General features: G+C 56.0%; 26 protein-coding genes. 12 read left to right on the top strand and 14 right to left on the bottom strand.

The window, feature by feature from the left end; translation table 11 throughout:
• Positions 1 to 2: 2 nt before the first annotated feature.
• The 7 genes from JTA15_RS16330 to JTA15_RS16300 form a co-directional block, all read right to left on the bottom strand.
• On the bottom strand, positions 3 to 254 hold the full coding sequence (locus tag JTA15_RS16330; RefSeq protein ID WP_014172033.1) for an acyl carrier protein: 252 nt from the start codon (positions 252 to 254) through the stop codon (positions 3 to 5).
• 13 nt (positions 255 to 267) lie between these two features.
• Positions 268 to 525, bottom strand: coding sequence for a phosphopantetheine-binding protein (locus JTA15_RS16325; protein ID WP_020884530.1), 258 nt, complete (start codon positions 523 to 525; stop codon positions 268 to 270).
• Complete coding sequence (locus tag JTA15_RS16320; protein ID WP_134180065.1) at positions 506 to 1,321, bottom strand: 1-acyl-sn-glycerol-3-phosphate acyltransferase; 816 nt, start codon at positions 1,319 to 1,321, stop codon at positions 506 to 508. The genes JTA15_RS16325 and JTA15_RS16320 overlap by 20 nt, the downstream gene beginning before the upstream one ends.
• Complete coding sequence (locus JTA15_RS16315) at positions 1,318 to 2,040, bottom strand: beta-ketoacyl synthase chain length factor (protein WP_134180063.1); 723 nt, start codon at positions 2,038 to 2,040, stop codon at positions 1,318 to 1,320. Before JTA15_RS16315 ends, JTA15_RS16320 begins: the two co-directional genes overlap by 4 nt.
• A 64-nt stretch (positions 2,041 to 2,104) precedes the next feature.
• Complete coding sequence (locus JTA15_RS16310) at positions 2,105 to 3,169, bottom strand: methyltransferase (protein ID WP_014172029.1); 1,065 nt, start codon at positions 3,167 to 3,169, stop codon at positions 2,105 to 2,107.
• 67 nt (positions 3,170 to 3,236) lie between these two features.
• Positions 3,237 to 3,626: a hypothetical protein gene (locus JTA15_RS16305; protein ID WP_020884534.1), complete on the bottom strand. Its 390-nt coding sequence runs from the start codon at positions 3,624 to 3,626 to the stop codon at positions 3,237 to 3,239.
• A 323-nt stretch (positions 3,627 to 3,949) separates the two neighbouring features.
• Positions 3,950 to 4,999, bottom strand: a complete 1,050-nt coding sequence (locus JTA15_RS16300) for an AI-2E family transporter (protein ID WP_014172027.1) — start codon at positions 4,997 to 4,999, stop codon at positions 3,950 to 3,952.
• A gap of 144 nt (positions 5,000 to 5,143) precedes the next feature.
• On the opposite strand from JTA15_RS16300, the gene JTA15_RS16295 reads away from it, so the two are divergent.
• Positions 5,144 to 6,361 (top strand): MFS transporter, encoded by a 1,218-nt coding sequence (locus JTA15_RS16295; RefSeq protein ID WP_134180059.1) that lies wholly within the window; start codon positions 5,144 to 5,146, stop codon positions 6,359 to 6,361.
• A 4-nt stretch (positions 6,362 to 6,365) separates the two neighbouring features.
• Here the strand turns inward: JTA15_RS16295 and JTA15_RS16290 are convergent, their stop codons facing one another.
• Together JTA15_RS16290 and JTA15_RS16285 are read right to left on the bottom strand one after the other, a co-directional pair.
• Positions 6,366 to 6,923: a DcrB family lipoprotein gene (locus JTA15_RS16290; RefSeq protein ID WP_014172025.1), complete on the bottom strand. Its 558-nt coding sequence runs from the start codon at positions 6,921 to 6,923 to the stop codon at positions 6,366 to 6,368.
• Between the two features lie 72 nt (positions 6,924 to 6,995).
• Positions 6,996 to 7,661, bottom strand: coding sequence for a 7-cyano-7-deazaguanine/7-aminomethyl-7-deazaguanine transporter (locus JTA15_RS16285; protein ID WP_020884536.1), 666 nt, complete (start codon positions 7,659 to 7,661; stop codon positions 6,996 to 6,998).
• A gap of 166 nt (positions 7,662 to 7,827) precedes the next feature.
• Between JTA15_RS16285 and tusA the strand changes: the two genes are divergently transcribed.
• The 4 genes from tusA to JTA15_RS16265 all read left to right on the top strand — a co-directional run bounded on the left by tusA (position 7,828) and on the right by JTA15_RS16265 (position 11,051).
• A complete protein-coding gene (gene tusA / locus JTA15_RS16280) occupies positions 7,828 to 8,070 on the top strand; it encodes a sulfurtransferase TusA (RefSeq protein ID WP_020884537.1) in 243 nt (80 codons plus the stop codon).
• A gap of 191 nt (positions 8,071 to 8,261) precedes the next feature.
• Entirely contained in the window at positions 8,262 to 9,233 is a 972-nt protein-coding gene (locus JTA15_RS16275; RefSeq protein WP_014172022.1) for a TRAP transporter substrate-binding protein, read from the top strand.
• An 11-nt stretch (positions 9,234 to 9,244) separates the two neighbouring features.
• Complete coding sequence (locus tag JTA15_RS16270; protein WP_014172021.1) at positions 9,245 to 9,754, top strand: TRAP transporter small permease; 510 nt, start codon at positions 9,245 to 9,247, stop codon at positions 9,752 to 9,754.
• A 10-nt stretch (positions 9,755 to 9,764) separates the two neighbouring features.
• Positions 9,765 to 11,051, top strand: a complete 1,287-nt coding sequence (locus JTA15_RS16265) for a TRAP transporter large permease (protein ID WP_014172020.1) — start codon at positions 9,765 to 9,767, stop codon at positions 11,049 to 11,051.
• A 42-nt stretch (positions 11,052 to 11,093) separates the two neighbouring features.
• Here JTA15_RS16265 and zntA read toward each other — a convergent pair whose 3' ends face one another.
• Positions 11,094 to 13,280, bottom strand: coding sequence for a Zn(II)/Cd(II)/Pb(II) translocating P-type ATPase ZntA (gene zntA / locus JTA15_RS16260; RefSeq protein ID WP_219372495.1), 2,187 nt, complete (start codon positions 13,278 to 13,280; stop codon positions 11,094 to 11,096).
• Between the two features lie 76 nt (positions 13,281 to 13,356).
• Complete coding sequence (locus JTA15_RS16255; RefSeq protein ID WP_014172018.1) at positions 13,357 to 13,983, bottom strand: lysoplasmalogenase; 627 nt, start codon at positions 13,981 to 13,983, stop codon at positions 13,357 to 13,359.
• Positions 13,984 to 14,112: 129 nt separating this feature from the next.
• On the opposite strand from JTA15_RS16255, the gene JTA15_RS16250 reads away from it, so the two are divergent.
• The gene (locus JTA15_RS16250; protein ID WP_047954783.1) at positions 14,113 to 14,472 is read left to right on the top strand and encodes a DUF2500 domain-containing protein; all 360 of its coding nucleotides are present in this window, start codon (positions 14,113 to 14,115) and stop codon (positions 14,470 to 14,472) included.
• A 47-nt stretch (positions 14,473 to 14,519) separates the two neighbouring features.
• Here JTA15_RS16250 and JTA15_RS16245 read toward each other — a convergent pair whose 3' ends face one another.
• Positions 14,520 to 14,801 carry a DUF1145 family protein gene (locus tag JTA15_RS16245; RefSeq protein WP_014172016.1) on the bottom strand — a complete coding sequence of 94 codons (282 nt, stop codon included), beginning with the start codon at positions 14,799 to 14,801 and terminating at the stop codon, positions 14,520 to 14,522.
• A complete protein-coding gene (rsmD, locus tag JTA15_RS16240) occupies positions 14,785 to 15,387 on the bottom strand; it encodes a 16S rRNA (guanine(966)-N(2))-methyltransferase (RefSeq protein ID WP_020884541.1) in 603 nt (200 codons plus the stop codon). The genes JTA15_RS16245 and rsmD overlap by 17 nt, the downstream gene beginning before the upstream one ends.
• 127 nt (positions 15,388 to 15,514) lie before the next feature.
• Between rsmD and ftsY the strand changes: the two genes are divergently transcribed.
• The 6 genes from ftsY (at position 15,515) to livJ (ending at position 22,504) form a co-directional block, all read left to right on the top strand.
• Complete coding sequence (gene ftsY / locus JTA15_RS16235; protein WP_040018227.1) at positions 15,515 to 16,981, top strand: signal recognition particle-docking protein FtsY; 1,467 nt, start codon at positions 15,515 to 15,517, stop codon at positions 16,979 to 16,981.
• 2 nt (positions 16,982 to 16,983) lie between these two features.
• Positions 16,984 to 17,649 (top strand): cell division ATP-binding protein FtsE, encoded by a 666-nt coding sequence (gene ftsE / locus JTA15_RS16230; RefSeq protein WP_014172013.1) that lies wholly within the window; start codon positions 16,984 to 16,986, stop codon positions 17,647 to 17,649.
• A complete protein-coding gene (ftsX, locus tag JTA15_RS16225) occupies positions 17,642 to 18,697 on the top strand; it encodes a permease-like cell division protein FtsX (RefSeq protein WP_014172012.1) in 1,056 nt (351 codons plus the stop codon). The genes ftsE and ftsX overlap by 8 nt, the downstream gene beginning before the upstream one ends.
• Positions 18,698 to 18,948: 251 nt before the next feature.
• Entirely contained in the window at positions 18,949 to 19,806 is an 858-nt protein-coding gene (gene rpoH / locus JTA15_RS16220) for an RNA polymerase sigma factor RpoH (protein ID WP_014172011.1), read from the top strand.
• Positions 19,807 to 19,941: 135 nt separating this feature from the next.
• On the top strand, positions 19,942 to 21,207 hold the full coding sequence (locus JTA15_RS16215) for a 4-aminobutyrate--2-oxoglutarate transaminase (protein ID WP_219372494.1): 1,266 nt from the start codon (positions 19,942 to 19,944) through the stop codon (positions 21,205 to 21,207).
• A gap of 196 nt (positions 21,208 to 21,403) precedes the next feature.
• Entirely contained in the window at positions 21,404 to 22,504 is a 1,101-nt protein-coding gene (gene livJ / locus JTA15_RS16210) for a branched chain amino acid ABC transporter substrate-binding protein LivJ (RefSeq protein ID WP_074148115.1), read from the top strand.
• 86 nt (positions 22,505 to 22,590) lie between these two features.
• Here the strand turns inward: livJ and panM are convergent, their stop codons facing one another.
• Positions 22,591 to 22,983: an aspartate 1-decarboxylase autocleavage activator PanM gene (gene panM / locus JTA15_RS16205; RefSeq protein WP_020884545.1), complete on the bottom strand. Its 393-nt coding sequence runs from the start codon at positions 22,981 to 22,983 to the stop codon at positions 22,591 to 22,593.
• Positions 22,984 to 23,002: the final 19 nt, after the last annotated feature.

Here is a 23,002-nt window from a genome sequence, read left to right as displayed (position 1 = left end):
GTTTACTCGTCGCGCAAAAGCTGAGCGACAGCGTCAACCACATCCTGCACGGTACGGACAGATTTGAAGGTTTCCGGTTTGATTTTCGTCCCCGTTTTCTTCTGCAGGTGAACAATCATGTCCACTGCATCGATACTGTCCAGATCCAGATCTTCGTACAGGCGAGCCTCAGGCGTGATTTCCTGTGGGTCGAGTTCAAACAGCGTAGCCAGGAGTTCGCAGACTTCCTGATAAATGGTTTCTTGTTCAGTCATAACGGATCACATCTCAGGCGCGTTGAGCGTTGATAAAAGAAGCCAGCGTGGCGACGGAAAAGAAGTGCTGACGCATCTCTTCGCTTTCGGCAGACAGCACCACGCCATACTGGTTTTTCACGGCCAGGCCAAGTTCGAGGGCGTCGATAGAGTCGAGGCCCAGTCCATCACCAAACAGCGCAGCATCGGTATCGATATCCTCGGCGGTAAGCTCGTCCAGATTCAGCGTAGTGATGATGAGATTTTTAATTTCAAGATGAAGCGCTTGCATCATTAATTCCTGACAAAGATTGAAGGCCTGATGTTAATCGATGCTGCAGATGCCGGTTTAACTGCCTTGCCGCCAGTGCCGGTTCTTGTGTCTTCGCATCGTAAAAAGCGTCGATATTCACGCGATCGCGAACATCTACGGTGAAAACAGGTTTTACGGGCGGTACGTCGTACCAGTGACTTTTTTTATCCAGCAGAGGTTCGCTGCAGTGGATCACCACGATGCGCAGGTCGCTGTGGCAGCGCACGGCAATATTTGCCGCGCCGCGCTGGAGGGATATTGCCTCTCCCGAGCGGGTTCGTGTGCCCTCCGGAAAGATTAACAGCGTGTCGCCCTGGGCCAGACGCTGCTGGCTTGCACTGAGGAGCGTTTCCGCTTCGCTGTTAATCAGGTAATCCGCTGCGCGAATGACGCCGCTGACAAATGGGTTGCGAAGCAACGCACTTTTCACCAGACAGTCGGTTTCGGGCATGACGGACGCCAGGATCACGTAATCAATCAGCGTCGGGTGATTGGCCACCACCAGACAACCGCGGTCCCCGCGAAGGGCGTCAAGATTGTGAATGCGATAGTCCAGTACCCCGGTGCCACGGGCGACATGTAAGAAAAAGCGGAAGCTGCCCGCGATACTGCGACGCGCCAGGCGACGGCGTCTGGCGCGGTCGCGCTGAACCAGCAACAGCAGATTGAACCACACCAGCGACAGCAACAGCCCGCCCGTGCCAAACAGCACGAAGCAGAAGCCGGTCATCATCAGACGCCATAACCAGTTGATACGGGCAGTCAGGCGGCTCATTCGCGTGTCCATTGCCACAGCAGACGTTCGCCTGAAACCACAAACTGCCGTTCATCGCGGAGGTAACGTTTCAGGAACATCAGGCTCTGCGGCAGGGGAGGTTCTTCACCCGTGCTGCCGCTGCGGGTTTCGCACTGCAGTGTGCTCCCGGCTTCAATCACCAGGGCCAGCGCGTAGGGCCAGGTGGGCATCTGCGGCGGTAAACCCGGATGATAAAAATCGGGCAGGGCGCCGTCAAAATCGACCAGCAAGACGCGGGAATAGCCCGCCTGAAGCAGGCTCAACACTTCACATAATGCCTGCTGGAAGGTGTCCTGCCCGGCAGAAACAGAAGACGAGACGATGGGGTGTTGCGCAGTGATCGTCAGGTTGCCCACCGCCGAATTGTGCACGGACATGGCAAAGTCTGTCGGCGAGACGGCCTGACCGGTCGCCAGGGAGTGCAGGATGCGGAAATTACGCTCCAGTTCGCCATGACGGCTGGAATAGACAACGGCATCAATCGCGTGACGGCGAAGCAGGGTGAGTCCGAGGTCTACCGCCAGCTTACTGCCCGAGTTGAGGCGGCGCGCGGTCATCATCGGCAGTTCGGTAAGCTTAGGCAGCGGCGCAGCCGGGTCGAGGGTTAGGTGCTGGCGTGACCACGCCTGCCACTCTGCGGCATCGCTCAGGCCTGGCGCTCTTGCCTGCCAGTCAATTATGTTCAGTGAAAATTTCATCTACGCGCGTCCGCGGAAAACCATCATTAAAAGACAGGCAAGCCTGCCGGGCAGTTCAACTGCTCTATTGTTCAATTTTTTGACAAATCAATAGGGTATGACCTACCCCTAGGTTGTCCAGCCGCTGTTCTACGTGGAAACCGGCCCGCTCCAGGTAGTGATAAAATTTCTCTACACTGTAAAACCGGCTGTTGCCGTTCGCCATACAGGTGAAATAAAGCGAGGTAGCATTCAGGCTGAATGAGGCGGCTTCAAATTTTTGGGCATCCCAGAACAGTTCCATGATGCACAGTCGCGCGCCGGGCTTCATAACCTGTGCAACGCGAGTCAACATGGCGACAATCTGGTCCGGAGAGAAACAATCCAGGAACTGGCTCATCCACCAGATATCGGCTTCACCCGGCAATGTCGCATGACTAAGCATATCGACAGCATGGAAGCCAATGCGATGAGATAAACCTGCTTTTTCGATGTTTTCCTGCGCCAGCGTTATCTGCTGTGGCAGGTCAAGGATCGTCACGGCAACATTGTCGTCATAGCGGCAGCAGCGTAACGCCCATTTACCCGTATTTCCGCCCACATCGTACAATTTTGTCGGCGAGCTTGCGAATATATATGGCAGCGCCGCGTCGAAAGCGGCATCAGAATAGTAATGATCAAAAGCGAACCAGCTCTCTTTTGCCTGCGCGGGTAGTTGTGATAATGCCGGATAGATGGTTGGCCAGTTGCCAAACACGGATAATCCCGCCGGTTTTTCTTCCTGCAGGGCATCGGCCAGATGGAATAACCCCTGGTAACAAACATCCTGCGTGAAATCCATATTCACGCGAGTCATGGTGTCATGCAATAAGAAATGGCCCACCTTTGCCAGGAAATAGCGCCCTTCTTTACAGGTAACGATCCGTCCGCTTAATCCCATATCCAGCAATACGCTTACACTATAACTGCTCAGGGTACTGTTTTCGGTTATTTCCTCGAGACTTGCCCCTGTTTTCCCTTTTTTATCCAGCCAGGAAAGCACGCCCGAATTACGCAGACAACGCGCGGTCTGAAACAGCATCGGCGCAAAAGCGATGCGTTGCGCTTCGGTAATGGCGTCCAGCGCGTTGAGGGTGTCCTTTTCGTACATGCGTGCGTAACCTTATGAGGCCGAGAAAAACGTTATCGGGCCATTTCGGCCCGACATGAGGAAAATATTACAGCGCGGCGCCTGCAGAGAGGTTCATCTGAATATCGTGGTCGAGGTTATGCACCCAGCGGTTATAGTTTTTGTGAATTTTACCGTCGGCGGCTTTCAGGTTCATACTGCTTTCGTAATTAATTGAATAGCTTGTCGCAGAATAAGGAATACGGATTTCGACCGAGTGGTCGCGTGCCTGCAGACGGCCTTTAATTACGCCCGGGCCCGCTTCGCTCATGATCCAGTCGCGCTTCTGGCCTGCTTTCAGAATGGCGGTTTTCACCTGCTCAGCAGTGTGGCCTGTACTGACAGTAGCGTGAACCTGATCGATTGGGGCGGTACGCGCGCAACCGGCCAGTGCGCCGACGACAGCAACAGCAGCAAACCATTTAATGATCTTTTTCATCAACAACTCCGTATCAATAATAACAATTTAAATCAGTAATTTTAAAAAATTATATTTTGGCGGGGTATTATCGCTAATGAGGATAATTGTTGTCGATATAAAAGTGGGTATTTATTTTACGTGACGGGAGGTGTAATGCATTGAAATGAAAGGGTGAGAATTATATGCCGTGTAATTTGCGTTAAATAAATATTTGCATGACGATTCATTTATTAGGGCGGGATAAATAACGCGAAATCCTCCTTACCGAAAATGAAAATTACCGCGCGGTGAGCGTCGCGGTAATTTTCGGTGTGTTGCACAGTTACGCGCTGTGGGACCCGTTATCCCGGCAGTCGGCTTTTCGGTCGCCCGGGACCCAACAGGATCGCCAGTTTGCTGCCACCTTTGGTGGTTTCCATCCAAATCTTACACACGCTGGTCAGCGGGACTGACAGTAACATCCCGACCGGTCCCAGCAGCCATCCCCAGATCAGCAATGACAAGAACACCACCAGCGTCGACATTCCGAGACGGTGGCCCATCATGCGCGGCTCAAGGATATTGCCCAGCACCATATGCACGACCAGAAACAGCGCCCCCACCAGCATGCACTCGTAAAAGCCATTGAACAGAAACGCCTGAATCATCGGCGGCACGGCGGAAAGCACCGCGCCGATGTTGGGTACGTAGTTCAGCAGAAACGCCAGTACGCCCCACATCAGCGCGAACTGCACGCCCATCAGCATCAGTCCCAGCCAGACAATCACCCCGGTCCAGACGCTTAACAGCGTTTTCAGGGCCAGATATTTGGACACGCCCTTCAGGGCCCGGTGTAAACCCGCAATATGAATTTGCGGGTTATTCAGCGCAAAGCGCAGCTTATAAGGAACATGGCGGACCTCGAACAGCATAAACACCACCGTCATCACCAGCAGCAGGATGCTGGCCATCGCGCCGGAAAGGCCGGTCATCAGGGTGGTGGCGTAGGTCATGACCTTCTCTGAATCCATGCGGCGTAACATCCGCTCGGGTGAGATATGCAGGTTAAGAAAAGGCATCATCTCCTGAAGCGAAACGATCTTACGCGTCAGCTCTTTGTTGTACTGCGGGAGCATGGTGGAGAATTCACTGAGCGACGCCGCCAGCACGCCGAAAAGCGCCGTCAGGGCAATCATCATCACGATGACCACGATAGTAATGGCCACCGGACGGCTGATGCCCCGGCGCAAAAACCAGGTCACCAGCGGATTAAGCACAATGGCAAAAAAGAGCGCCAGCAGGAGCTGGACAATAATGTCAGCGGCAGCATGGATACCTGCGAGGATAACCACCAGGCAGGCGAGTTTTAATAAGATGTGAAGTCCTGCTTTGTCGGACTGGTTCGGTATCATGCGGGTTCCTTAATGTGATAGCCCGTTAAGTGTAGTGCCCGGCGGCCGCTTCGTCTGGAGCCGATAATCTGAAAGTCAGTGCTGATTTTCTTATCCTGCCGTGGTAATAGTGAAACACTGTTGTAAAAATTCAGGTTAAACCCCATGCCAGAGTATGCCGCCGAACCGGCGCTGAGCGGATTGCGCCTCAATCTGCGCATTGTTTCCGTTGTGATTTTTAACTTCGCCAGTTATCTGACGATTGGCCTGCCGCTGGCGGTGTTGCCGGGCTATGTCCATGACGTCATGGGTTTTAGCGCATTCTGGGCGGGGCTGGTCATCAGCCTGCAGTATTTCGCCACGCTCCTGAGCCGCCCGCATGCCGGGCGCTATGCGGATCTGTTTGGGCCAAAGCGCATCGTCATTGTGGGGCTCTGCGGCTGTTTTCTGAGTGGTCTGGGCTACCTGCTGGCCGCCACCACCAGCCACTGGCCGCTGGTCAGCCTGGCGCTGCTCTGTCTGGGGCGAGTGATTCTGGGTATCGGACAAAGTCTGGCGGGTACCGGTTCGACGCTGTGGGGTGTGGGTGTGGTGGGTGCGTCCCATATTGGCCGGGTGATCTCGTGGAACGGTATCGTCACCTACGGCGCGATGGCACTGGGCGCACCACTGGGGGTGATCTGTTATGCCTCTGGCGGGCTATCCGGGCTGGCTATCACCATTATGGTCGTCGCGCTGCTCGCGATTCTGTTTGCCCTGCCGCGCCCCAAGGTGAAGGCCAGCAAAGGCAAGCCACTGCCGTTCAGGGCGGTGCTGGGGCGCGTCTGGCCTTATGGTATGGCGCTGGCGCTGGCAACCACCGGCTTCGGCGTGATCGCCACGTTCATCACTCTCTTCTATGACGCCAAAGGCTGGGACGGCGCAGCCTTTGCCCTGACGCTGTTTAGCTGTGCGTTTGTCGGCGCGCGTTTGCTCTTCCCGAACGGTATCAACCGTCTGGGGGGACTGAATGTGGCGTTGATCTGCTTTGCGGTAGAGATTGTCGGGCTGGTGTTGACCGGGATTGCCACCGCACCGTGGATGGCGAAAATGGGCGTTTTCCTCGCCGGCGCTGGCTTTTCGCTGGTCTTCCCGGCACTCGGCGTGGTCGCGGTAAAAGCCGTGCCACAGCAGAACCAGGGGTCGGCGCTGGCGACCTACACGGTGTTTATGGACATGTCGCTGGGCATTACCGGGCCGCTGGCGGGGCTGGTGATGGCGTGGGCAGGGGTTCCGGTAATCTATCTTGCCGCGGCGGGGCTGGTGGTTATCGCATTGATGCTGACATGGCGGCTAAAAAAATGGCCCCCGGTGCAGGCACCGGAGGCCACGTCATCATCGTGAAGAATTACTGGATCACGATGGTGTTAATGATGTTTTCAGCAGCCGTCTGCGCTTTCTGCTGATTTTCCGCCGGCAGGGTGATCTGCAGGGTCAGCAGTTTATTATCGACCTTACCAAGCACCACGGAAGAGTAAGCGGTCTGGCCTTTTGCTGAAATGATGCTGTCCAGCTGTTGCAGCGTGTGGCCTTTCAGTTCGATAGATTTATTGGTCACAACTTGCAGCTGCGGATCGCGGCTGCGCTGCTGATCTTCCAGACGTTTGGTCATGACGGCCAGGTCTTCGCTGGTGTCGTCGCCCACAATCACAATAACGGCTTTCTGCCCGGTTGCATCGGAGTAAACGTGCATATTGTTCGCCTGGGTACCCAGCTTGCCGCTCTGGTCAGTCATATCTGCTGGCAGAGAGAAACTGAGTTTACCGTCCAGCAGACTCACCGGCTGACCGGTGGCGTTGCTCTCTGCAGACGCGCCCTGAGCAGGCGTTTTCGTGTCGCTGTTATCACAGGCTGCAAGGCCCACAACCAGCAGGCCAATCCCGACATATTTAACCAGATTGCGCATTAACTTCTTCCTTTCGATAAACGGCCATAACGGCTGATTGGCTCATCTTATCACAACTGATAAAGCGAACCCTTAACCAGCCTGCAATGCTGTGATTTCAGATTTATCTGCGAGTCTTTTCAGCAGCATATTCAGCAGGACGCCGTACATCGGCAGGAAGAACACAATGCTGATAAGCACCTTGAAGCAGTAGTCCACAAGGGCGATTTCCATCCAGTGCTGGGCCATAAATGCGTCCGGGCTACGCCAGAATGCGATAAAGAAGAAGGCCAGCGTGTCGCTGACGTTGCCGAACAGCGTGGACGCCGTGGGTGCCATCCACCAGCGATGATTTTGACGCAGGCGGTTAAACACGTGAACGTCGAGGATCTGCCCCAGCGCGTAGGCCATAAAGCTGGCGGAGGCGATACGGGCGACAAACAGGTTGAAGTGCGTTAACGCCTCGAACCCCTGCCAGCTTCCCATATAAAACAGGGAAGAGATCACGTACGAAATGAACAGCGCCGGCAGCATGACCGCAAAAATAATGCGGCGAGCCAGCGGTGCGCCGAAAATACGCACGGTCAAATCAGTGGCGAGAAAAATAAACGGGAAACTGAACGCGCCCCACGTGGTATGAAAACCAAAGATGGAGATCGGGAGTTGCACCAGATAGTTGCTGGAGGTAATCACCAGCAAATGAAAAAGCGAAAGCCAGAACAACGCTTTAACGCGCTGCGAATCAGAAAACTGCATCATGTTGTAACCTTTTTATACGTTGGGGTGAGGGAACCCAATAAAAACCGCAGCATGATACTGCTTTGGCCGGACATTGCAATGGTTAGTTTTTACGCAATCGTTAACCTGGTTGCATTGCCGACGATGGGGCGTAAACTACAGCCGTTTTTACCTGACCGAGAAGAACATGACCGATCTGTTTTCCAGCCCAGACCACACCCTTGATGCTCAGGGCCTTCGCTGCCCGGAGCCGGTAATGATGGTACGTAAAACCGTGCGCAACATGCAGACCGGTGAGACGCTGCTGATCATCGCCGACGACCCCGCCACCACCCGCGACATTCCCGGTTTTTGTACCTTTATGGAACATGAGCTAGTGGCACAGCAGACCGAAACGCTGCCGTACCGGTATGTGATCCGTAAGGGGTAAGTGCGGCCTGATGGCCTCACCACGACCCTCTCCCACCGGGAGAGGGAGAAAACCTTTCTAAACCATCGTTTCAAAATTTCACGCTTTTGTGAGGCGCTTCACCTCCGCTTTTCCGGCCGTAGTCTAGTTTTTAAGCGTACAAAAATAAAACACTGTTTTAACGCTTATCTCACTACCCTGGAGTTGACCCGATGAAAACGACCCTCAAGCCGTTACTGGCCGCCCTGTGCCTCTCCGCTTTTGCCTGCTCTGTCGCTGCGCAAACCATCAAAGCCGCCGATGTGCACCCTGAAGGCTACCCGAACGTGGTGGCGGTTCAGCAAATGGGTGAAAAACTCAAACAACAAACCGATGGCAAGCTGGAGATTAAGGTTTTCCCCGGCGGCGTGCTGGGGGATGAAAAACAGATGATTGAGCAGGCGCAGATGGGGGCGATCGATATGATCCGCGTCTCGATGGCGCCGGTGGCGGCCATCCTGCCCGATATCGAAGTCTTCACGCTGCCCTACGTTTTCCGCGATGAAGACCACATGCACAAAGTGATCGACGGGGATATCGGCAAGCAAATTGGCGATAAGCTGACCGCCAACCCGAAATCACGACTGGTGTTCCTCGGCTGGATGGACTCCGGCACCCGCAACCTGATCACCAAAGATCCGATTGTTAAACCCGACGATCTGAAAGGGAAGAAAATCCGCGTACAGGGCAGTCCGGTGGCGCTGGCGACGCTGAAAGATATGGGTGCTAACGCGGTGGCAATGGGGGTGAGCGAAGTTTACAGCGGGATGCAAACCGGCGTGATTGACGGCGCGGAGAATAATCCACCGACCTATGTCGCGCATAACTATATGCCGGTCGCCAAAAACTACACCCTCAGCGGCCACTTTATCACCCCGGAAATGCTGCTCTACTCAAAAGTGAAGTGGGACAAACTCAGCGCCGACGAGCAGAAAAAGATCCTGACCCTGGCCCGTGAAGCCCAGTTTGAACAACGTAAGTTGTGGGAAGCCTATAACGCCCAGGCGCTGGAAAAAATGAAGGCTGGCGGGGTGCAGTTCCACGAGATCGACAAAACGGTATTTATCAAAGCCACAGAGCCGGTGCGCGCCCAGTATGGCGAAAAGCATCAGGATCTGATGAAAGCCATCGCTGACGTCAAGTAACCGGAGTACGTATGTCCGAACTTTATCTGAAGTGGATGGACCGTCTCTACCTGCTGGCGATGGCCGTGGCGGGCATCTCGCTGCTGGTGATGACGATTGTGATCCCCATCGGCATCTTTTCGCGCTATGTGCTTAACCGCGGTGAATCCTGGCCGGAGCCGGTTGCCATCATCTGCATGGTGACCTTCACCTTTATCGGCGCGGCGGTCAGCTACCGTGCCGGTTCGCACATTGCGGTGAATATGCTCACCGACCGGCTGCCCGGGCCGTTAAAAACCGTCTGCGCACGGGCCGTTGATCTGCTGATGCTGCTGATCGCTGGCCTGATGTTCTGGTACAGCTACTGGCTGTGCGTCGAACTCTGGGAGCAACCGGTCGCCGAATTTCCGGTCCTGACCTCCGGCGAGAGCTATCTGCCGCTGCCGGTGGGCTCTGCCGTTCTGATCCTGTTTGTGATTGAGCGCCTGCTGTTTGGCTCGCAGGAAAACCGTCCCGTCGTGCTGATCGGCAACCACAGTTAAGGGGTGAACAATGGATGCATTCGTTTTGTTATTCACCCTCGCCATTTTGCTGGCGCTGGGGATGCCGGTGGCCTTTGCCGTCGGGCTAAGCGCCGTCGCGGGCGCGTTGTGGATAGATTTACCCCTCGAGGCGCTGATGATTCAGATAACCAGCGGGGTGAATAAATTCACGCTGCTGGCGATCCCCTTCTTTATTCTCGCGGGTGCGATTATGGCGGAAGGGGGGATTGCCCGACGGCTGGTCAATTTCGCCTACGTGTTTGTTGGCTTTATTCGCGGTGGGCTGTCGCTGGTGAATATTGTGGCCTCCACGTTCTTCGGCGCGATTTCCGGCTCGTCGGTGGCGGATACGGCCTCCATTGGCAGCGTAATGATCCCGGAGATGGAGAAGAAGGGCTATCCACGCGATTATGCGGCGGCGGTGACCGCCAGCGGATCGGTACAGGCGATTTTGATCCCGCCCAGCCACAACTCGGTAATTTATTCCCTCGCGGCAGGCGGAACGGTCTCTATCGCGACGCTGTTTATCGCGGGGGTGCTGCCAGGGCTGCTGCTCGGCGTAAGCCTGATGGCAATGTGTCTGGGCTTTGCCCGCAAACGTGGCTACCCGAAAGGGGAAAAAATTCCCTTTAAGCAGGCGCTGAAAATCACGCTGGACGCGCTGTGGGGGCTGATGACTGTAGTGATTATTCTCGGCGGGATACTGTCCGGGATATTTACCGCAACGGAATCCGCTGCTGTGGCCTGTCTGTGGGCGTTCTTTGTCACCATGTTTATCTACCGGGACTACAAATGGAACGAGCTGCCGAAGCTGATGTGCAGGACGGTGAAAACCGTCACCATCGTGATGATACTGATTGGCTTTGCGGCGGCGTTTGGCGCGGTGATGACCTACATGCAGCTCCCGAGCCGTATCACCGAGTTCTTCACCTCGCTCTCCGATAACAAGTACGTGATCCTGATGTATCTCAACATCATGCTGCTGCTGATCGGCACGTTAATGGACATGGCGCCGATCATCCTGATCCTGACGCCAGTGCTGTTGCCGGTGACCAATTCGCTGGGCATCGATCCGGTGCATTTTGGGATGATCATGATGGTGAACCTGGGGATCGGGCTGATTACGCCGCCGGTCGGTTCGGTGCTGTTTGTGGCGAGCGCGGTAAGTAAACAGAAAATCGAGCATGTGGTTCGCGCCATGCTGCCGTTTTACGGCATGCTGCTGGTGGTGCTGGCGATGGTGACGTACATCCCGGCCATCTCGCTGTGGCTGCCGCGCGTGTTAGGGATGCAGTGACGCCGTTTTCCGCCCTCTCCCGGTGGGAGAGGGCATCTCGTGTTATTGTCGACGTAATAAGCGGAGCGCGTTCGCCGTCACCAGTACCGTCGCGCCGGTATCCGCCAGTACCGCCAGCCACAGGCCGGTTATACCGAGCAGCGTGGTGACCAGGAAAATCCCCTTCAGGCCCAGCGCAATCCCGATGTTCTGACGGATATTGGCCCGCGTGGCGCGCGCCAGAGCAATCATCTGCGCCAGCCCGGTCAGGCGGTTATGGGTGAGCGCCGCGTCGGCGGTTTCGAGCGCCACGTCGGTGCCGCTGCCCATTGCAATGCCAATGGTGGCGGCTTTCATCGCCGGGGCATCGTTGATGCCGTCACCCACCATTGCCAGCGGTGCATGGTTGTTCAGTTCCGTTACGGCGCGTACTTTATCCGCAGGCAATAACCCGGCTTTAAACGCCAGCCCCAGCTCACCGGCAATCGCTGCCGCGGCTCGCGGGTTATCCCCGGTGAGGATCACCCCCTGCACGCCCAGTTGATGCAGCGCGGCGACGGCGTCTTTTGCATCGTCACGCAGCGTGTCACGCAGTGCCAGCATCCCTATCGCCACGCCGTTTTGCACCACCATCACCACGGTTTGCCCGGCCTGTTCCAGCGCCTGGACTGGCTGGCTCAGCCCGGCCGCCGGAAACGTATTCGCGGCAACGATCAGGACGTTATTCCCTTCAACGTCGGCTTCAATCCCGGACCCGACCAGCGCCCGCTGTGCGGTGGCGGCAGGGATGTCCAGCCCACGCGACTGCGCTTCGCGGACTATTGCCTGTGCCAGCGGGTGGGTGGAGCCTTGTTCGACGGCAGCGGCCAGGGTGAGCAGCGTGTTTTCACTGACCTCCTGAGGATAAATGCCCGTGACCTGCGGTTTACCCACCGTCAGCGTACCGGTTTTATCGAAGGCGATATGTTGCACCTGGCTCAGCTGCTCCAGCGCCGCACCGCCTTTAATCAGCGCTCCACGACGCGCCGCGGCCGCCAGGCCGGAGGTAATGGCCGCCGGCGTGGAGATCACCAGCGCGCACGGGCAACCAATCAGCAGCAACGTCAGACCTTTATAAACCCAGCCTTCCCAGGCTGCGCCCAGGAACAGCGGTGGAATAATTGTCACCAGCAGGGCGACCAGCATGATGGCGGGGGTGTAGATCCGGCTGAAGCGATCGATAAAGCGCTCAACGGGTGCGCGACGCTCCTCGGCCTCTTCAATCAGCTTCAGGATGCGGTCGATGGCGCTCTCACCCGGTCCGGAGAGGACCGTGAGTTGCACCAGACGATCGACGCTGGTGGCGCCTGCAGGCACTTTCTCGCCCGCTGAGCGTTCAACCGGAATCGACTCGCCGGTGAGGGCACTTTCATCGAAACTCGCCGTGGCGGTAAGCAGTTCACCGTCCGCAGGCAGACGCCCGCCGGCGGCGACCTCAATCACATCACCCGGGCGCAGCGTGTTAATTGCCACCGTCTGGCGTTCGCTGCCCGTCACCCGCGTTGCGGTTTCCGGTTTCAGCGCCATCAGCGCGCTGACCCCTTTCCGTGCCCGACTCGCCGCCCAGCCCTCAAGGCGCTCGCCAATTAAGAACAGCAACAGCACCATGGCCGCTTCCGCCGTCGCGCCAATAAACAACGCGCCGATCGCCGCCACGCTCATCAGCGTTTCGATGGCGAACCAGCTTCCGCTTTTCATCAGCCGCACGGCCTGACGGGCAATCGGAAACAGTCCGACAAGCGTCGTGGCGATGAACGCCAGGTTACCGAACGGGTGGTTAAACTGCTCCAGACCCCAGCTCAGGGCCATCATGATGACAAGGGTGATAATGGGCAGGTTTTCTCGCAGGGCTGACGTCTTTTCGACAGATGCGGTTTCGCTGCGCAGGCTGTAACCGGCCTTACTGACGGCGGCTTCAACCAGCGTGCTGATGTCATTATCGGCGCTGACCAGCAGCTTCTCGGTGGCGAAAAGTACCTGGACGTGGCTGACGCCCGGGACCTGTTTTACCGCGTTTTCGACTTTACGGGCGCAGGCCGCGCAGTCCATACCGTTGACCACCCAGCTGTAGCGGTTTGCGCTTTCCGGGAGCGGCGGCGTGTTTTGCGTTTCGCATGCGCCGTCGCAGCAGCAGTCGTCCTTCGCGGGAACAGGGCTGAACTTAAGTGCCGAGAATTGTGGAACTTTTTTAGGTGTTTCTGGAGTCGACATGGCAGTCTCCGGTAATGATAATTTTCTCATTAACCGCAGCATACACTCTGGAGTCGACTCCAGAGTCAAGGCTTATTTAGATATACAGTGAACGCACAATCAGGAAGTGCCCGGCAAAGTAGCAGGCGGCGGCAATCGCGTTATCCGCACGGAAGCGGCGACGATAGTGGCTGCCCAGCCAGACGATATTCCCGAGTAACAGCAGCGTGGCACCAAAGAACGCGGACATTGCCGGTGCCGTCGGACGGAAGAACCACAGTTCACCCGCCAGCCATACCATCACCAGCGTCATGGCGATAAACGTGCAGACAGGCAAGCGCATCTCTTCCAGACGCGTCCAGATCACCGCGATCAGCAGCGCGCCAATGACCAGCAGCACCAGCGGCAGCGGCCAGAAGAAGGAGAGCGTCATCTGGCTGGCGAAGTAAATGGTATAAAGCAGATGCGACAGGAAAAATGCCCCAACGGCATACAGCAGGCGCTGTCGCGGCAACAGGGTTAAGGCATCACCAATCAGGGACGCACACAGACCGGCAAGAACCAGATAGCTGACGGCGTTAAACATGGGCGCTTGCCAGGCAAGCAGCAGGAGTAACAACAGCGTGACGGGTTTAAACAACCATCGCTGCCAGGCAGGGCCGCGATAGGATGCATCGACGTAAAGCCATGCGGAAAAACAGACAGCGATAAATGACCAAAGCATATTAACTCCCTGTAACTGTTGAGTCTGAATAATCAGTTTCTTATTCAGTGTAGTGATGGGGGCAGGCGTTTGGCAATGCCGGGGAAGGCAAGGTATCCTGAATTCCGTATAATCTGATGGGATTTTTGAATGAGCAAGATGCCGCTTTTTTTCGTTATCGTGGTGGCGATTATCGTCATTGCCGCCTCCTTTCGTTTCGTGCAGCAGCGCCGTGAGAAGGCGGACAACGATGCCGCGCCGTTGATGCAAAAACGCGTGGTGGTAAGCAATAAACGCGAGAAAGCCCTCAATGACCGACGCTCGCGCCAGCAGCAGGTTACGCCGGCGGGAGCCACCGTGCGCTATGAAGCGAGCTTTAAGCCGGAAACCGGCGGGCTGGAGATGACCTACCGTCTGGAGGCGCAGCAGTACCATCAACTGACGGTGGGAGAAAAAGGGATTCTGAGTTACAAAGGGTCGCGGTTTGAAGGGTTTACGCCAGATCGGTAATGTTCCCTCTCCCGCAGGGAGAGGGGTAGGCTGAGGCTTGAGGCGCCTTACTTCTTCGCCTGGGCCTTAAATTTCTTCATCCACACCAGCAGTTCAAATACGCCAAAAATAAACACGCGCAGCTGCTGCCAGCCGGTCATCTGCGGACCGTCTTTTGGCAGGCCGTTTTTCAGCATCACCATCTGCAGGGCGTGCATGAAGGTGGTAAAAATAAAGGCCACGTTCACAAAGATGTTCATCGGGCGCGGGAACGGGTGCACCAGATTGAGGAGCAGAAATGCCCAGACGCCCAGCATCAACAAACGTCCCACATTAATCAGTACTGGCATTGGATTCTCCTTGTGCCTGACGGTGATACAGACGATAAGCGACCTGACCTGCCACTTTTTCTCGGTGCAGATCCCAGTGAACCGGGACCGGCGGTAAACCATTTTCGACTTCGCTTTCGACGTAGATTAACGCGTCATCCGCCAGCCAGCCGTTGTTTTCCAGCAGGGATAACGTCTCTTCCAGCAGCCCCTTGCGGAACGGCGGGTCGACAAACACCACGTTGTGCGGCGTGCCCTTTTGCGCGAGGAAGCTCAGTGTGTTGGTATTCACTACTTTGGCATTGGTCGCTTTCAGCGTTGCCAGATTTTGCTGCAACGTCTGCGCGACGCCGCGCTCCATCTCCAGCAGCGTGGCGCTGGCGGCATAGCGCGACAGCGCCTCCAGACCCAGCGCGCCGCTGCCCGCGAAGCAGTCAAGGCAGTGGGCATCCACCATTGAGGGGGCCAGCCAGTTAAACAGCGTTTCGCGTACGCGGTCCGTGGTTGGGCGTAGTCCGGGGCTATCCGGCACCGGTAATTTCCGGCCTCGCCACTGGCCGCCGATAATACGAATTTGACCGGCTGGGGCGCGGTTGGGTTTCTTCATCTCTGGAAAGCTCTGTTAACAATTGGCCTGCGATTGCGGGCGGTGATGTCAATTAAGTAAAGTGTTAGACTATTTCATCATTTTTTTAGCTTCCATGTATATAGCGCCGCGAGGAGTGTAGTCGCAGATGGCAAAACAAAAAAAACGTGGCTTCTTTTCCTGGCTGGGCTTCGGTGAAAAAGAGCAAGAAACAGAGCAGAAAACCGAAGAACAACAAGCCGTTGAAGAGCAGTCTCAGCCTGAAACGCCGGTAGAAACTGCCGCCGTTGTCGACGCGGAAGAGCACGCGCACAGCAAAGAAGAGACCGAAGCCTTTGCTGAAGAGGTGGTGGAAGTTACCGAACAGGTTCAGGAAAGCGAGAAGCCAGAACCCGTTGTGGTAGAAGACGTTATCGATACGCCGCAGGCGATTATCGAGCATGAAACGTTGCCGCTGCCGGAAGAGGTGAAAGCCGAAGAGGTTTCAGCGCAGGAGTGGCAGGCCGAGGCAGAAACCGTCGAAATTGTTGAGGCGGTGGAAGAAGAAGCACAAGACGAGCCAGCGCTTACCGACGAAGAGCTGGAAGCCCAGGCGCTGGCGGCAGAAGCGGCGGAAGAAGCGGTTATCGTCGTGCCGGTGGAAGCGCAACCAGAGCAGGGTGAAGAGGTCGCTCAGGAGCAGGAAAAACCCACCAAAGAAGGGTTCTTCGCCCGCCTGAAGCGTAGCCTGCTCAAAACCAAAGAAAACTTAGGTTCCGGATTTATCAGTCTGTTCCGCGGCAAGAAGATCGACGACGATCTCTTTGAGGAGCTGGAAGAGCAACTGCTGATCGCCGACGTTGGGGTGGAAACAACCCGTAAGATCATCGCCAGTCTGACCGAAGGGGCGAGCCGCAAGGAGCTGCGTGACGCCGAAGCGCTGTACGGTCTGCTGAAAGACGAGATGGGCGAAATCCTCGCAAAAGTTGACGAACCGCTTAATATTGAAGGCAAAACGCCATTTGTTATTCTGATGGTTGGCGTGAACGGTGTGGGGAAAACCACCACCATCGGCAAGCTGGCGCGACAGTTTGAGCAGCAGGGCAAATCGGTAATGCTGGCGGCAGGTGATACCTTCCGTGCGGCGGCGGTTGAGCAGCTGCAGGTCTGGGGCCAGCGTAACAACATCCCGGTGATTGCGCAGCATACCGGTGCGGATTCCGCCTCCGTTATCTTTGACGCTATCCAGGCGGCGAAGTCGCGTAATGTGGATGTGCTGATTGCCGACACCGCAGGGCGTTTGCAGAACAAAGCGCACCTGATGGAAGAGTTGAAGAAAATCGTCCGCGTCATGAAGAAGCTGGACGAAGAGGCACCGCATGAAATTATGCTGACCATTGATGCCAGCACCGGACAGAACGCCATTAGCCAGGCGAAGCTGTTCCATGAAGCGGTAGGGCTGACCGGGATCACGCTGACCAAACTGGACGGCACCGCGAAAGGCGGGGTGATCTTCTCCGTGGCCGATCAGTTCAATATTCCTATCCGTTACATCGGTGTGGGCGAGCGTATTGAGGATTTACGTCCGTTTAAAGCGGACGACTTTATTGAGGCACTATTTGCCCGAGAGGACTAACAATGATTCGCTTTGAACACGTCAGCAAGGCCTATCTCGGTGGGAGACAAGCGCTGCAGGGGGTGACATTCCACCTGCAGCCAGGCGAGATGGCATTCCTGACCGGCCATTCCGGCGCGGGGAAAAGTACCCTGCTCAAGCTTATCTGTGGGATCGAGCGGCCGAGCGCCGGGAAAATCTGGTTCAGCGGCCATGATATTAGCCGTCTGAAAAACCGTGAGGTGCCGTTCCTGCGTCGTCAGATTGGCATGATTTTCCAGGACCACCACCTGCTGATGGATCGCACCGTTTTCGATAACGTGGCCATTCCGCTGATTATTGCCGGTGCCAGCTATGATGATATCCGTCGTCGCGTCTCTGCGGCGCTGGATAAAGTCGGGCTGCTGGACAAAGCGAAGAACTTCCCGATCCAGCTGTCTGGCGGTGAACAGCAGCGTGTGGGGATTGCCCGTGCGGTGGTGAACAAACCTGCGGTACTGCTGGCGGATGAACCGACCGGTAACCTGGACGACGCCCTGTCAGAAGGGATTTTGCGTCTGTTTGAGGAATTTAACCGCGTTGGGGTGACGGTATTGATGGCGACGCACGACATCGGGCTGATTTCCCGTCGTTCGTACCGCATGCTGACCCTGAGCGACGGTCATTTGCACGGAGGCCTCGGTGAATAAGCGTGATGCAATAAACCAGATTCGGCAGTTCGGAAACCGGTTTGACCGCTTCCGTAAGCCGCAGGGCGGCGGTGACGGCAATCGTAATGCGCCAAAGCGTGCGAAAGCGGCGCCTAAGCCGAACTCCCGCAAAACCAACGTGTTCAACGAGCAGGTGCGTTATGCCTTCCACGGTGCGCTGCAGGACCTGAAAAGCAAACCGCTGGCGACGTTCCTGACGGTGATGGTGATTGCCATCTCCCTGACGCTGCCAAGCGTCTGCTACATGGTCTATAAAAACGTTAACCAGGCGGCGTCGCAGTACTATCCTTCTCCGCAGATCACGGTCTATCTGGATAAGGCGCTCGACGATAACGCGGCGGCGCAGGTTGTGGGGCAAATCCAGGCCGAACAGGGCGTAGAGAAAGTGAATTATCTCTCTCGTGAAGAAGCCCTGGGTGAGTTCCGTAACTGGTCAGGCTTTGGCGGTGCGCTGGACATGCTTGAAGAGAACCCCCTCCCGGCCGTGGCGGTGGTGATCCCGAAACTCGATTTCCAGGGGACCGATTCGCTCAACACCCTGCGTGACCGCATCACCCGTATCAACGGGATTGATGAAGTGCGCATGGATGACAGCTGGTTTGCGCGTCTTGCTGCGCTGACCGGGCTGGTAGGGCGCGTGGCGGCGATGATTGGTGTGCTGATGGTGGCGGCGGTCTTCCTCGTCATCGGTAACAGCGTGCGCCTGAGCATTTTCGCGCGTCGCGACACCATCAACGTGCAGAAACTGATTGGTGCGACGGATGGCTTCATCCTGCGTCCGTTCCTGTACGGCGGCGCATTGCTCGGTTTTTCCGGCGCATTTCTTTCACTGATATTGTCAGAAATTTTGGTGATGCGGCTGTCCTCTGCCGTAACCGAAGTGGCGCAGGTTTTCGGAACGAAGTTTGATATCAGCGGCTTAGGGTTCGATGAGTGCCTGTTACTGCTGCTGGTGTGCTCGATGATCGGCTGGGTGGCAGCATGGCTGGCAACCGTGCAACATTTACGTCACTTTACTCCCGACTAATAAAAGCGTGATATAATCTTTCCCTGCACCGAGATGTTCGCTCTGCAGGGAAAGCGTCCCTGTTGTCTCTTCCCCTGTTATCATCTCCATGTCACAATTTGTGCGTAATTTATTCACCGTTGCACCTGGAACTTGTGGATAAAATCACTGTCTGATAAAAGAGTGAATGCTAATCTCGTGGCTCAAACGCTTTGGCATGGTTGTTGCCTGATGGGGACAGCCTGGACCAGAAGAAACATTGAGAGGAATGAATGACCAAAGAAATGCAAACTTTAGCTTTAGCCCCTGTTGGTAACCTGGAATCTTATATCCGGGCTGCGAACACCTGGCCGATGTTAACGGCCGAGGAAGAAAAGGAGCTTGCTGAAAAGCTGCATTACCAGGGCGATCTGGAAGCAGCGAAAAAGCTGATCCTGTCTCACCTGCGCTTTGTTGTTCACATTGCTCGTAATTATGCGGGCTATGGCCTGCCGCAGGCGGACTTGATTCAGGAAGGTAACATCGGTCTGATGAAGGCTGTACGTCGCTTCAACCCGGAAGTGGGTGTGCGACTGGTCTCCTTCGCCGTGCACTGGATCAAAGCAGAAATTCATGAATACGTGCTGCGCAACTGGCGTATCGTGAAAGTCGCCACGACAAAAGCGCAACGTAAACTGTTCTTCAACCTGCGTAAAACCAAGCAGCGTCTGGGCTGGTTCAATCAGGATGAAGTTGAAATGGTGGCGCGCGAGCTGGGCGTATCCAGCAAAGACGTGCGTGAGATGGAATCCCGTATGGCCGCGCAGGACATGACCTTCGATATGTCCTCCGACGACGACGGCTCTGACAGCCAGCCAATGGCACCGGTTCTGTATCTGCAGGATAAAACCTCTAACTTTGCTGACGGCATTGAAGAGGATAACTGGGAAGATCAGGCCGCGAACAAGCTGACTTCAGCAATGGAAGGCCTCGACGAACGTAGCCAGGATATTATCCGCGCCCGCTGGCTGGACGAAGACAACAAGTCCACGCTGCAGGAGCTGGCCGACCGCTACGGCGTCTCCGCTGAACGTGTGCGTCAGCTTGAAAAGAACGCCATGAAAAAACTTCGCGCCGCTATCGAAGCGTAATTTCCGCGATGTTCCCGATAACCCTCGAATGCAAATTCGGGGGTTTTGTTTTTTTATCTCCCGCTCTGGCGAATTCCCTCCCCCTGGCAAACACTTACAGATGCGCTAAGCAGGTGAATTTCTCAGGGGGACAGGGTGAAAAACAGTGAACTGAATGACCGGCGTTTGCAGGCGACGCCGCGCGGTATCGGCGTGATGTGTAACTTCTACGCCGATAAAGCCGAAAATGCCACGGTGTGGGACGTTGAGGGTAACGAGTATATCGACTTCGCCGCCGGGATTGCGGTGCTGAATACCGGCCATCGGCATCCAAAAGTTATTGCCGCCATCGAAAAACAACTCCACGCATTTACCCATACGGCATATCAGATTGTCCCGTACGAAGGCTATGTGGCGCTTGCCGAGCGCATCAACCAACGTGTACCCGTTGATGGGCCTGCCAAAACGGCTTTCTTCTCTACGGGAGCAGAGGCGGTCGAAAACGCGGTAAAAATTGCCCGCGCGTATACCCGTCGTCCTGGCCTGATCGCCTTTGGCGGTGCCTTCCACGGCCGTACCTTTATGACGATGGCGTTGACGGGGAAAGTGGCGCCGTACAAACTCGGTTTCGGTCCGTTTCCCGGATCGGTTTATCACGCACACTATCCAAATGATCTGTACGGCGTCAGCACGGCAGAAGCGTTAAAAAGCCTCGAACGCATCTTCAAAGCCGACATTGCGCCGGACCAGGTGGCGGCCATTATCCTGGAACCGGTTCAGGGGGAGGGGGGATTCAACATTGCCCCCGCCGATTTTATGCAGGCCCTGCGCGAACTGTGCGATACGCACGGAATTTTGCTGATTGCCGATGAAGTGCAAAGTGGCTTTGCGCGAACCGGCAAGCTGTTCTCGATGGAACACCATTGCGTGAAGCCGGATTTGATCACCATGGCGAAAAGCCTGGCCGGCGGAATGCCGCTCTCGGCGGTCTCTGGCCGGGCGGAGGTGATGGATGCCCCCGCACCTGGCGGGCTGGGCGGGACTTACGCCGGCAACCCGCTGGCGATTGCCGCAGCCCATGCCGTGATGGATGTGATTGATGAAGAGGATCTCTGCACGCGCGCGGCGCATCTTGGCCATCATCTGGTGGAAGTGCTGAACAAAGCGAAGGGCGACTGTCCGTTTATTGCCGATATCCGTGCCCAGGGCTCAATGGTGGCGGTGGAGTTTAATGACCCGCAAACCGGGCTGCCGTCGCCGGAATTCACGCGTCAGGTCCAGGAGCGTGCGTTACAGGAAGGTCTATTGCTGCTGAGCTGCGGCGTGTACGGCAACGTTATCCGTTTCCTCTATCCGCTTACCATCCCCGAAGTTCAGTTCCGTAAAGCGCTGGATATTATCTCCGCGTCGCTGACACGTTAAAGCCCTGGCCCGGCGGTGATCCCTGCCGGGCTTATCATATATTCATTTCAAATTAGCTATTCCAAAATCATAAAAATGGGGTATGTTTTAGCAGAGTATGCTGAAAAAGCGCGACTGTCATACCTATAACTGAAATAAAGCGCTACACAACAACATCACGACAATCGTAATAACCATAATAATGGGGAATCTCAGGATGAATATGAAGGGTAAAGCGTTACTGGCAGGATGTATCGCGTTGGCATTCAGCACGATGGCACAGGCCGATATTAAAGTGGCTGTCGTGGGCGCGATGTCCGGTCCGGTAGCACAGTACGGCGACCAGGAATTTACCGGCGCAGAACAGGCGGTTGCAGACATTAATGCTAAGGGCGGCATCAAGGGCGAAAAACTGCAGATCGTAAAATATGATGATGCCTGTGACCCGAAACAAGCGGTTGCCGTGGCGAACAAAGTGGTGAACGACGGAATCAAATACGTTATCGGTCACCTGTGCTCCTCTTCCACGCAGCCCGCGTCTGATATCTACGAAGACGAAGGCATTCTGATGATCACCCCGGCTGCAACGGCGCCGGAGCTGACCGCACGTGGCTATAAGCTGACCCTGCGTACCACCGGTCTGGATTCAGACCAGGGCCCAACCGCGGCAAAATACATTCTGGACAACGTGAAGCCGAAGCGTATCGCGATTGTTCACGACAAACAGCAGTATGGTGAAGGTCTGGCACGTGCCGTGCAGGATGGTCTGAAGAAAGGCAATGCCAATGTGGTCTTCTTCGACGGTATCACCGCCGGTGAGAAAGACTTCTCCACTCTGGTGGCGCGTCTGAAGAAAGAGAATATTGATTTCGTTTACTACGGTGGCTATCATCCTGAAATGGGCCAGATCCTGCGTCAGGCACGTGCGGCCGGCCTGAAAACCCAGTTTATGGGCCCGGAAGGGGTTGCGAACGTTTCCCTGTCTAACATCGCCGGTGAGTCTGCTGAAGGCCTGCTGGTGACCAAACCGAAGAACTACGACCAGGTGCCTGCGAACAAACCGATCGTGGATGCCATCAAGGCGAAGAAACAGGATCCAAGCGGCGCGTTCGTCTGGACCACCTACGCTGCGCTGCAGTCTCTGCAGGCGGGTCTGAACCAGTCAGCCGATCCGGCTGAGATTGCCACCTGGCTGAAAGCCCACTCTGTCGATACCGTGATGGGTCCGCTTTCCTGGGATGCGAAGGGCGATCTGAAAGGCTTCGAGTTCGGCGTGTTTGACTGGCATGCTAACGGAACGGCGACCGACGCCAAATAAAAGCAAACGGCAACCTTTCGGTTGCCGTTTTAGTATTTTCACCCTCTCCTGTGGGAGAGGGGCGGGGTGAGGGCATCAGGCGGCATTCAGCAAACCTGACGTTTCTCCCACCCGTTTTCCTGCGCCGTAAACCCTAACGCCTGCATAAACGCCGCCATCACGCCGCGGTCTTCCACGCCCACGTCGGCCATCCACCAGGAGGTAACGTTCGGGTTTTCACGGATTATCTCTTCAATTAAATACTGCCCCACACCGCGACGACGGGTCACGTCACGTACGCGCAGTGAGTCCAGCGCCCCTTCGGTGCCGCTCAGGGTCACGCGAACCGCGGCGAGCAGACGCTCGTTAAAGCGTGCGGCGTAGATGCGGTGTGTCTCATCGACGCGGAGCGACGAAGGGGAGTATTCCGGCCAGATCTTGCCCAGGTCGATATGATCCTGGTCGCTAAAGGTCACCAGACGCACGATAGTCAGTTTCATTAGCTGCTTGTCCAAATCA

The organism is Enterobacter sp. BIDMC 29 (assembly GCF_019378755.1).
GTDB lineage: Bacteria > Pseudomonadota > Gammaproteobacteria > Enterobacterales > Enterobacteriaceae > Enterobacter > Enterobacter ludwigii.
Note: the sequence above shows the minus strand (reverse complement) of the source record. Positions and strands in the feature narration are given on the sequence as shown.